General features: G+C 73.0%; 6 protein-coding genes. 4 read left to right on the top strand and 2 right to left on the bottom strand.

Features of this window, described 5'->3' with window-relative positions; translation table 11 throughout:
* A partial coding sequence (locus AB0J52_RS19360) for an ABC transporter ATP-binding protein (RefSeq protein ID WP_500182980.1) occupies positions 1-1,030 on the bottom strand: 1,030 nt, incomplete at its 3' end.
* A gap of 372 nt (positions 1,031-1,402) precedes the next feature.
* On the opposite strand from AB0J52_RS19360, the gene AB0J52_RS19355 reads away from it, so the two are divergent.
* The 3 genes from AB0J52_RS19355 to AB0J52_RS19345 all read left to right on the top strand — a co-directional run bounded on the left by AB0J52_RS19355 (position 1,403) and on the right by AB0J52_RS19345 (position 5,550).
* Positions 1,403-2,659 (top strand): PucR-like N-terminal domain-containing protein, encoded by a 1,257-nt coding sequence (locus tag AB0J52_RS19355; RefSeq protein WP_500182979.1) that lies wholly within the window; start codon positions 1,403-1,405, stop codon positions 2,657-2,659.
* Between the two features lie 267 nt (positions 2,660-2,926).
* Positions 2,927-4,141: a PucR-like N-terminal domain-containing protein gene (locus tag AB0J52_RS19350; protein WP_500182978.1), complete on the top strand. Its 1,215-nt coding sequence runs from the start codon at positions 2,927-2,929 to the stop codon at positions 4,139-4,141.
* 200 nt (positions 4,142-4,341) lie between these two features.
* A complete protein-coding gene (locus AB0J52_RS19345; RefSeq protein WP_500182977.1) occupies positions 4,342-5,550 on the top strand; it encodes a hypothetical protein in 1,209 nt (402 codons plus the stop codon).
* Between the two features lie 82 nt (positions 5,551-5,632).
* On the opposite strand, the gene AB0J52_RS19340 is transcribed toward AB0J52_RS19345, so the two are convergent.
* Positions 5,633-7,099 (bottom strand): flavin-containing monooxygenase, encoded by a 1,467-nt coding sequence (locus AB0J52_RS19340; RefSeq protein WP_500182976.1) that lies wholly within the window; start codon positions 7,097-7,099, stop codon positions 5,633-5,635.
* 85 nt (positions 7,100-7,184) lie between these two features.
* Here AB0J52_RS19340 and AB0J52_RS19335 point away from each other — a divergent pair, with 85 nt between their 5' ends.
* Positions 7,185-7,796: a TetR/AcrR family transcriptional regulator gene (locus AB0J52_RS19335; protein WP_500182975.1), complete on the top strand. Its 612-nt coding sequence runs from the start codon at positions 7,185-7,187 to the stop codon at positions 7,794-7,796.
* The last annotated feature ends 16 nt before the right edge of the window (positions 7,797-7,812 follow it).

The raw sequence follows: 7,812 nt of genomic DNA, 5'->3' as shown, positions 1-7,812 counted from the left end.
GCGCGGCCGGCCGCGCCGCCCGCGCCTGCTGCTCGGCGGCGAGCCTGGCGGCCTCCTCGGTCGCGGCCCGGCCGCGCCGGATCGCGGCGGCGGCCTCGGGCGGCAGGGACGGCAGCAGCGCGTCCACCCGGGCGGCGTGCCGCAGCTCGCCGGCCCGCTCGGGCTCGCCGGGGCTGGGCCGGAGCTGCGCCGGGATCTCGATGGGCCGGGCGACGGGCCGGGCCCGGCTCGCGGCCCGGGCGGCCTCCTCGGCGAGCAGCGCGGCGTCCTTCTCCTCGCTCATCCCGATCGGCCCCTCGGGGCTGCCCCGCAGGAACTGCGCGATCACCGGGTCCTCGGAGGCGATCACCGTCTCGCGCGGGCCGAACGCGACCAGGTCGCGCCGGTAGAGCATGCCGATGTTGTCCGGGACGGTGCTGGCGATCTCGATGTTGTGCGTGACGATCAGCATCGTCGCGTCGATGCGCGCGTTGACGTCGATGAGCAGCTGCGACAGGTGCGCGGTGCGGACCGGGTCGAGTCCGGAGTCCGGCTCGTCGCACAGGATGACCTCGGGGTCCATCACCAGCGCGCGGGCGAGGCCGGCGCGCTTGCGCATGCCGCCGGAGATCTGCCCGGGGACCTTCTTCTCCTCCCCGAGCAGGCCGACGGTGTCCATCTTCTCCAGCACGATGCGCCGGATCTCGGCCTCGGTCTTGCGGGTGTGCTCGCGCAGCGGGAAGGCGATGTTGTCGTACAGGTTCAGGGAGCCGAACATGGCCCCGTCCTGGAACATCAGGCCGAAGCGCTTGCGTTCGCGGAAGACCCGGCGGTCCGGGTCGTTCACCATGTCCACGCCGTCCACGCGGACCGTGCCCTTCTCGGGTTTGATGAGCCCGATGAGGGACTTGAGGAAGACGGTCTTGCCCGTACCGGACGGGCCGAGCAGCACGGTGACCTCACCGGCGGGAAGCGTCAGGGTGACGTCCCGCCAGATCGTCTGCGTGCCGAAGGATTTCGTCAGCCCCTCGACGGCGACCTCAATTCCCACGAACCACCGCCAGCGAACCTGAGTCGAATGTTTGTTGCCGTGGCGGCGACCGTACGGCGGGAACTGTCGAGAACTCAATAGTCGATTGCATCGAATCGGCAACTCTACGGACCGGTTGTCAACACATGAGTTCTCCGCGCCCGCGAAACTCCCCCGAAGTTAGTACCGGCGGGTAACCGAATTTCGCGCACCCGCCGCACACCCCGGTTTGTCAGAACGCGAGTAACGACCTCGCACGGACTTGTCATCCGTGGAGTACTGGCGAGGCATCTTCGCCCCGGACCCTTGTCCCGCACCGGGCGCGTGCCTAAGCTCCGCGTGCCCTGGATCACACGCGTGCTGCGAATCACTCTCGTTCGAGGTGGTGAGGTCTTGACCGACACGCTGGATCACCTGTCCGGGCCGCTCGGAATCCGGGTGCCCCGGAAACTGGCCCGGCTGATGCGGGACGACCTGCCCGCCGCGATCGACGAGGTGGACGCGGAGATCCGGCGGACCGTCCCGGAGTACGACCGGCCGGCCGACTCCGCGTACGGCCGCATCCTGCGGGTCGGCGTGGAGCAGATGCTCACCGCGTTCGTGACCCAGGTCACGGGCGACGGGCCCGCCCTCGCCGACCGCGACGAGACCTGCCGCGCGCTCGGCCACTTCGAGGCCATCGAGGGCCGCAGCCTGGACCTGCTCCAGGCCGCCTACCGGACGGCCTTCCACGTCTGCTACCGGCGCACCGTCGCCCTGGCCGAGCAGGAGGGCCTGCCCAGCGGGCAGCTCGCGGGCCTGGTCGAGGCGATGATCGTCTATGTCGACGAGGCGGTCGCCGCCGCCCGCACCGGGCACCGGCAGGCGCTCAAGCACGCCGACCTGCACCACCGCGAGGTGCGGCAGGAACTGCTGCGCACCCTGCTGCGGCAGCCGCCGGCGTCCGCCGAGGCCGTCGAGGAGCTCGCCCGCAACGCCGCCTGGTGGCCCCTGCCGGACGTCGCGACGGCCGTCGCGGTCGCGCCGGGCGCGCCGGTCACCCGGTCGGCGCTGGACGGCGACGTGCTGGTCGACCTGGACGACCCGGAACCGCGGCTGCTGGTCCCCGGACCGTTCACCCCTGCCCGCGAGGCGATGCTGCGGGCGGCACTGGAGGAGGCCGACAGCGTGCTCGGCCTGACGCTGCCGCTGACCCGCCTCGCGCACGGGCTGCGCTGGGCGGTCCGGCTGCTGGAGCTCGCCCGGGACGGGATCATCCCGCGCGGGTCGCTGATCCCCTGCGAGGAGCACCTGACGACCCTCTGGCTGCTGTCGGACACCGTCCTCGCGGACGAGATGGCCCAGCGGCACCTGGCGCCGCTCACCGACCTGACGGCCGGGCACCGCCGGAAGCTGACCGCGACCCTGACCGAGTGGGTGACGACGCGCGGGACGGCCGTGGACATCGCCGAGAGCCTGCGCGTCCACCCCCAGACCGTGCGGTACCGGCTGCGGCAGCTCGACCACTACCTGGGCGACAGCCTGGGCGATCCCAAGACCCGGTTCGCGCTGGACGTGACGCTGCGCGCCGCCGCCCTGCTGCGCGACGAGGACCCGTCGGCGCACCGGGGCGAGCGGGACCGTGGGTCACACAAAAGGGGCGCAAAGTGACTTTACTCACTTCTTACTCAAGTGGCGCGCGTCACAGCGGGGCGCTGATCTAACGTCGGTGTGCTCCATCACATACGAGCCGCTCCGTCGCGTGGGGACCCCCGCTCGGCGCGACGGGAGCGGTCCCACCCCCGGACCCCGGACCGCCCGCACCCGCCCGCGGGGCGGGCCCGGGGCCTGACACCACCGCGGGCATCGCCGCGGCGGCCGCCGGGCCGGTGCCCCCGCCGACCCGGTCGCCGTCGCGCGCGCCCACGGAGGAGCGCGATGGCGCAGACGCACGGCGACCCCGGGACCGGCCCCGCCCCCCGGTGGCTGGTCGCGCTCGTCCGGCCCGAGCTGCCCACGCTCGCCGCGGAGATCATCACCGAGATCAAGCGCGCCGTGCCCGAGTACGGCCGGTCCACCGACGGCCCCTACGTGCAGGCGCTGCGGATCGGCGTCGAGCGGGCCCTGTCGCACTTCGTGGACTCGCTCGCCGACCCGTCCACCCCGCGCGACCGGCACGACGAGACCTACCGGCGGCTCGGCCGGTTCGAGGCGATGGAGGGGCGCACCCTCTCCAGCCTCCAGACGGCCTACCGGATCGGCGCCCAGGTGGCCTGGCGGCGGGTCATGAAGGTCGCCGCCGAGCGGAACCTGCCCGCCCCGGTGATGGGACGGCTCGCGGACGAGCTGTTCTCCTACATCAACGAGCTGGCCTCGCTGTCGCTGGAGGGCTACGTCACCGCCCGCCCCGACGAGGAGCAGCAGGACCACCGGCGGCGGCTGCTGCACAGCCTGCTGCGCGAGCCCCCGCCGAGCGCGCAGACCGTCGGCAACCTCGCCCGGCTCGCCGGCTGGGCGGTGCCCGACGAGGTCACCCTGGTCGCGCTGCCCGCCGGGCCGCAGCCGTCCCCGCACACCCTGCACCGCGACCTGCTGGTGGACCTGTCCGGGGACGCCCCGCACCTGCTGGTGCCCGGCGAGGTCGACGCCGGGCGGCTGCGGATGCTCACCTCCGGCTGGCCCGAGCGGCGGCTGGCGGTCGGGCTGACCGTCCCGACCGTCAAGGCCGCCGAGTCGCTGCGCTGGGCCCGCCGCGCGCTCACCGTCGCGGCCACCGGCGCGCTCGGCGACGAGCGGGTCATCGACAGCGGCGAGCACCTGGTGACGCTGTGGCTGCTGTCGGACCAGACGGTCGTGGACCACCTGACCCGGCGGCTGCTCGGCGAGGTCACCGAGCTCGGCGGCGGCCAGCCGGAGCGGTACCTGGAGACCCTCTACGCCTGGCTGACGACCCGCGGCACGGGCGTGGAGCTGGCCGAACGGCTCAACATCCACCCGCAGACCGTGCGGTACCGGATGCGCCGCCTGGAGGAGGTGCTCGGCGACCGCCTCGGCGATCCCGACTCACGCTTCGCGATGGAGGTCGTACTGCGCGCGACCAGATTACTCAAGGGGGTGGGGGAAACCGGTCACGACGCCCGGGGAGACAGTTAGCCCCAGACGTCTCATCTACTCATCCGTTGATAACGCCGGGGCTCCCGAGGCGGTTTTCCTCGTCCTCCGGGACGACTTTCGGGGGAGGGTTGAAAGCCATTCCTCCGGCGTGGTCATATTACTCTTCAAGGAATTGTTTAACGATGTCGCCGAATGGCGGAGGTGAGTGCGGGGTGCGTACCCGACCGGTCGGTCTTCCCATGTTCGCGGGTCTCGGCGCGGCCGCGGTCCTGGCCTTCGGGGGGCTGGCCCCGGCGGTCGCGTTCGCCGGGGCCAGCCCCACGTCCGGGGCCGGCTCCAGCTCGCCCGCTCCGTCCGGCGGCGATACGCCGTCGGACCCTCCCGCGACCACCCCGTCCGACCCGCCGAGCACGCCGAGCGATCCGCCGACGACGCCGTCGGACCCGCCCACGACCCCGTCCGACCCGCCCACCACGCCGACCACTCCCCCGACGGGTGAGCCCGGCGGCGGCACTCCCGGAGGCGGGACGCCCGGTGGTGGAACACCTGGTGGCGGAACGCCGGGCGGCGGGACGCCCGGTGGGAACGTCCCCGGCGGGCCGACCACGCCGCCCCCCGGAAACGGCAAGCCGGGGCTCGGCCTGGGGATCGCGCTGTCCACGTCGGCCGTCCACGCCGGGGACACCGTCTCGGTGTCGGTCACGGTGACGGGGAGCGCGACCGGCGTGAGCGTCGCGCTCCGCGCCGGGCACGGCGCGTCGGTGTCGCCGACGAGCTCCTACATCGGGACCGTGACCGGTTCGGCCTCGGTGCTGGGCACGGTGACCGTCCCGGCCGGGACGAAGCCGGGCACGATCAACGTCACCGCGACCGTCACGTCCAGCAACGCCGGGGCGCACAGCAAGGGGGCGACCCTCAGCGTCGTCGCCGCGTCCGTGACGCTTCCGGGTGGCGGCCACGGCGGGCCGCCCGGAGCGTACGGGGCCCTGCCGCCCGGCGTGAACGCGCCGCCGCCCGGGCTCGACCCGCTCGGCGACCACAACCCGTTCCAGGCCCCGGCCGTGGCCCTGCCGCCGGTCGCCGGGCCGCAGGTCGCGGGCGTCTCGCTGCCGCTGTCGCCCGTCACCAGCCTCCAGGCCGCGCACGAGCCGCTGATCAGCGGCGAGGAGCCGGGCGTGGTCGCCTGGGCCGGGGCCGCGGTGGTCGTGGCGTCCGGGCTGCTGCTGACCCCGCGCTACTGGACGCGCCGCCGCCGCGCCCAGGCCCGCGACGAGCGCACCAACTGGATCCTGCTCGGCAAGGGCATCACCGCGCGCGACCTCACCGAGAAGGGCCTCGCCCGGCTGGACCTGGCCGAGAAGCGGCTCACGGTCGCGCGGATGCGGGCCCTGCCCCCGCAGCCGGCCCCCGCACGGCGGCGGCTCCCGCGCCCCCGCTTCAGCAACTGACCGACGGCGAACGCGAACCGGCGGCCGGGCCCCCTCGGGGCTCGGCCGCCGGTTCGCTGTCTCCGGGCCTCGGGCCCGGCCGTCAGCGGCTGAGGATGTAGTCCTCCTCCTTGGCCTTGCGGGACGACTTCCAGAACTCGAAGGTGAACCCGGGCCACAGCGTGCGGTTCACGCCGAACTCGTCCAGGTACCAGGACTGGCAGCCGCCCTCGTTCCACACCGCGCGCCGCAGCCTGCGGTGCATCCGGTCGTTGAACCGGCGGACGGCCCCAGGCCGCGGCTCGATGACCGACATTCCGCGCTCCTGGAGCAGCCGCAGACAGCTCAGCACGTGCTGGATCTGCACCTCGATCATGAACACGACCGAGTTGTGGCCGAGCCCGGTGTTCGGGCCGAGCAGCATGAAGAAGTTCGGCATCCGCTCGACCGTGGTGCCGTGGTGGGCCTCGATGCCGTCCGACCACACCTCCTGGATCTTCACGCCGCCGCGTCCGGTCACGCGCATCTCGGCGAGCGCGTCGGTCACCTTGAAGCCGGTGCCGTAGACGATGACGTCCACCTCGTGCTCGACGCCGTCGTTGGTGACGATCGAGTGCTCCCGCACCTCGGCCACGCCGGAGGTGTCGAGCTCGACGTTGTCGCGGGTCAGCGCCGGGTAGTAGTCGTTGGACAGCAGGACGCGCTTGCAGCCGATCGTGTAGTCCGGCGTGACCTTCGCGCGCAGCTCCGGGTCGGGGATCTGCTTCTCCAGGTGGCGCAGCGCCAGCGTCTTCATCGGCCCGGCGAGGCGCGGGCTCACCGCGAAGCTGACCGCGCGCGCCTCCAGCGCCCAGTAGATCCCGGCGCGGAACGCGCGGGCCGCGCCCGGCACCTTCGCGAACAGCGTCCGGGCGGCGGCGGGGATCTCCCGGTCGGGCTTGGGCTGGATCCACGGCGGCGTCCGCTGGAACAGCACCAGCTTCGACGCCTTCCGCGCCACCTGCGGGACGAACTGGATCGCGGACGCGCCCGTCCCGATGACGGCGACGCGCTTGCCGGCCAGGTCCACGTCGTGGTCCCACTCGGCGGAGTGGAAGGCCGCGCCCTGGAAGCGCTCCATGCCCGGCAGGTCCGGGAAGGACGGGATGTGCAGCGCGCCGATGCCGGACACGATCGCCTTCGGGCGCAGCACGTCCCCGTCCTGGAGCGTGACGTTCCAGCGGCCGCCCGCGTCGTCCCACTCCATCGAGTCGACGGCCGCGCCGAACCGGATGTGGTCGCGCACGCCGTACTTGTCGGCGGTCCGCTCCAGGTAGGCGCGGATCTCGGGCTGCGGCGCGAACATCCGCGACCAGCCCGGGTTCAGCTCGAAGGAGTAGGAGTACATGTGGGACGGCACGTCGCACGCGCAGCCCGGATAGGTGTTGTCGTGCCAGGTCCCGCCGAGGGCCTCGCTCTTCTCCAGCACGACGAAGTCGTGGAAGCCCTGCTGCCTGAGCCGGATCGCCATGCCGAGCCCGGCGAAGCCGGACCCGATGACCACGATCGCCGGGGAGGTGCGTTCGCTCATTGTCCATCCCATCGAACGGAGACCTACTATGAGTAAGTTACCGCCGGTAGGTTACTGACGGTAGGTCCAATAGATGGGATTTCCTGTGAGCAGTGCCACAGCGCGTCCACGCCGCCGCATGTCGCGCCCCGAGCGGGAGCGGCAGATGCTGGACGTCGCCGAGGAGGTCTTCGGCGAGGGCGGCTACCGGGCCGCGTCGATGGACGAGATCGCCGAGCGCTGCGGGGTCTCCAAGCCGATGCTCTACGAGTACTTCGGCTCCAAGGACGGCCTGCTCCAGGCGTGCATGGCCCGCAGCAAGGCCGAGCTGTTCGAGGTGACCCAGCGGGCGATGGCGGGCGCCACCACCGCCGAGGACGTGCTGCGGCGCGGCATGGCCGCCTACTTCGAGTTCATCGACGCGCACGCCCGCACCTTCGCGCTGCTGATGCGCCAGCCGCTCGACACCCCGCCGGCCGCCGCCGAGGCCGTCGAGGACACCCGCCGCCAGCAGAGCGAGCTCATCGCGGGCGTGCTGCGCGGCTTCGCGCCGGACGCGCCGGAGCCGACCGTCCTCGCCTACACCGAGATCATCATCGGCGCGTGCGAGCGGCTCGCGGTCTGGCGCACCGGGCGTCCCGAGCTCTCCGCGCAGGACGCCGCCCGGCTCATGACCGACTTCTGCCGCGAGGGCCTCGGCCCCTACCTGGCGACCTGACCGTCCGCCATCAGGC

Source organism: Spirillospora sp. NPDC049652, assembly GCF_040675125.1.
Taxonomy (GTDB): domain Bacteria; phylum Actinomycetota; class Actinomycetes; order Streptosporangiales; family Streptosporangiaceae; genus Spirillospora.
This window is presented reverse-complemented; position numbering and strand designations above follow the sequence as displayed.

Coding starts and splice junctions, on each gene's coding strand:
- AB0J52_RS19350 (WP_500182978.1), top strand. CDS start 2,927: ATGGCGCAGACGCACGGCGACCCCGGGACCGGCCCCGCCCCCCGGTGG.
- AB0J52_RS19345 (WP_500182977.1), top strand. CDS start 4,342: ATGTTCGCGGGTCTCGGCGCGGCCGCGGTCCTGGCCTTCGGGGGGCTG.
- AB0J52_RS19340 (WP_500182976.1), bottom strand. CDS start 7,099: ATGAGCGAACGCACCTCCCCGGCGATCGTGGTCATCGGGTCCGGCTTC.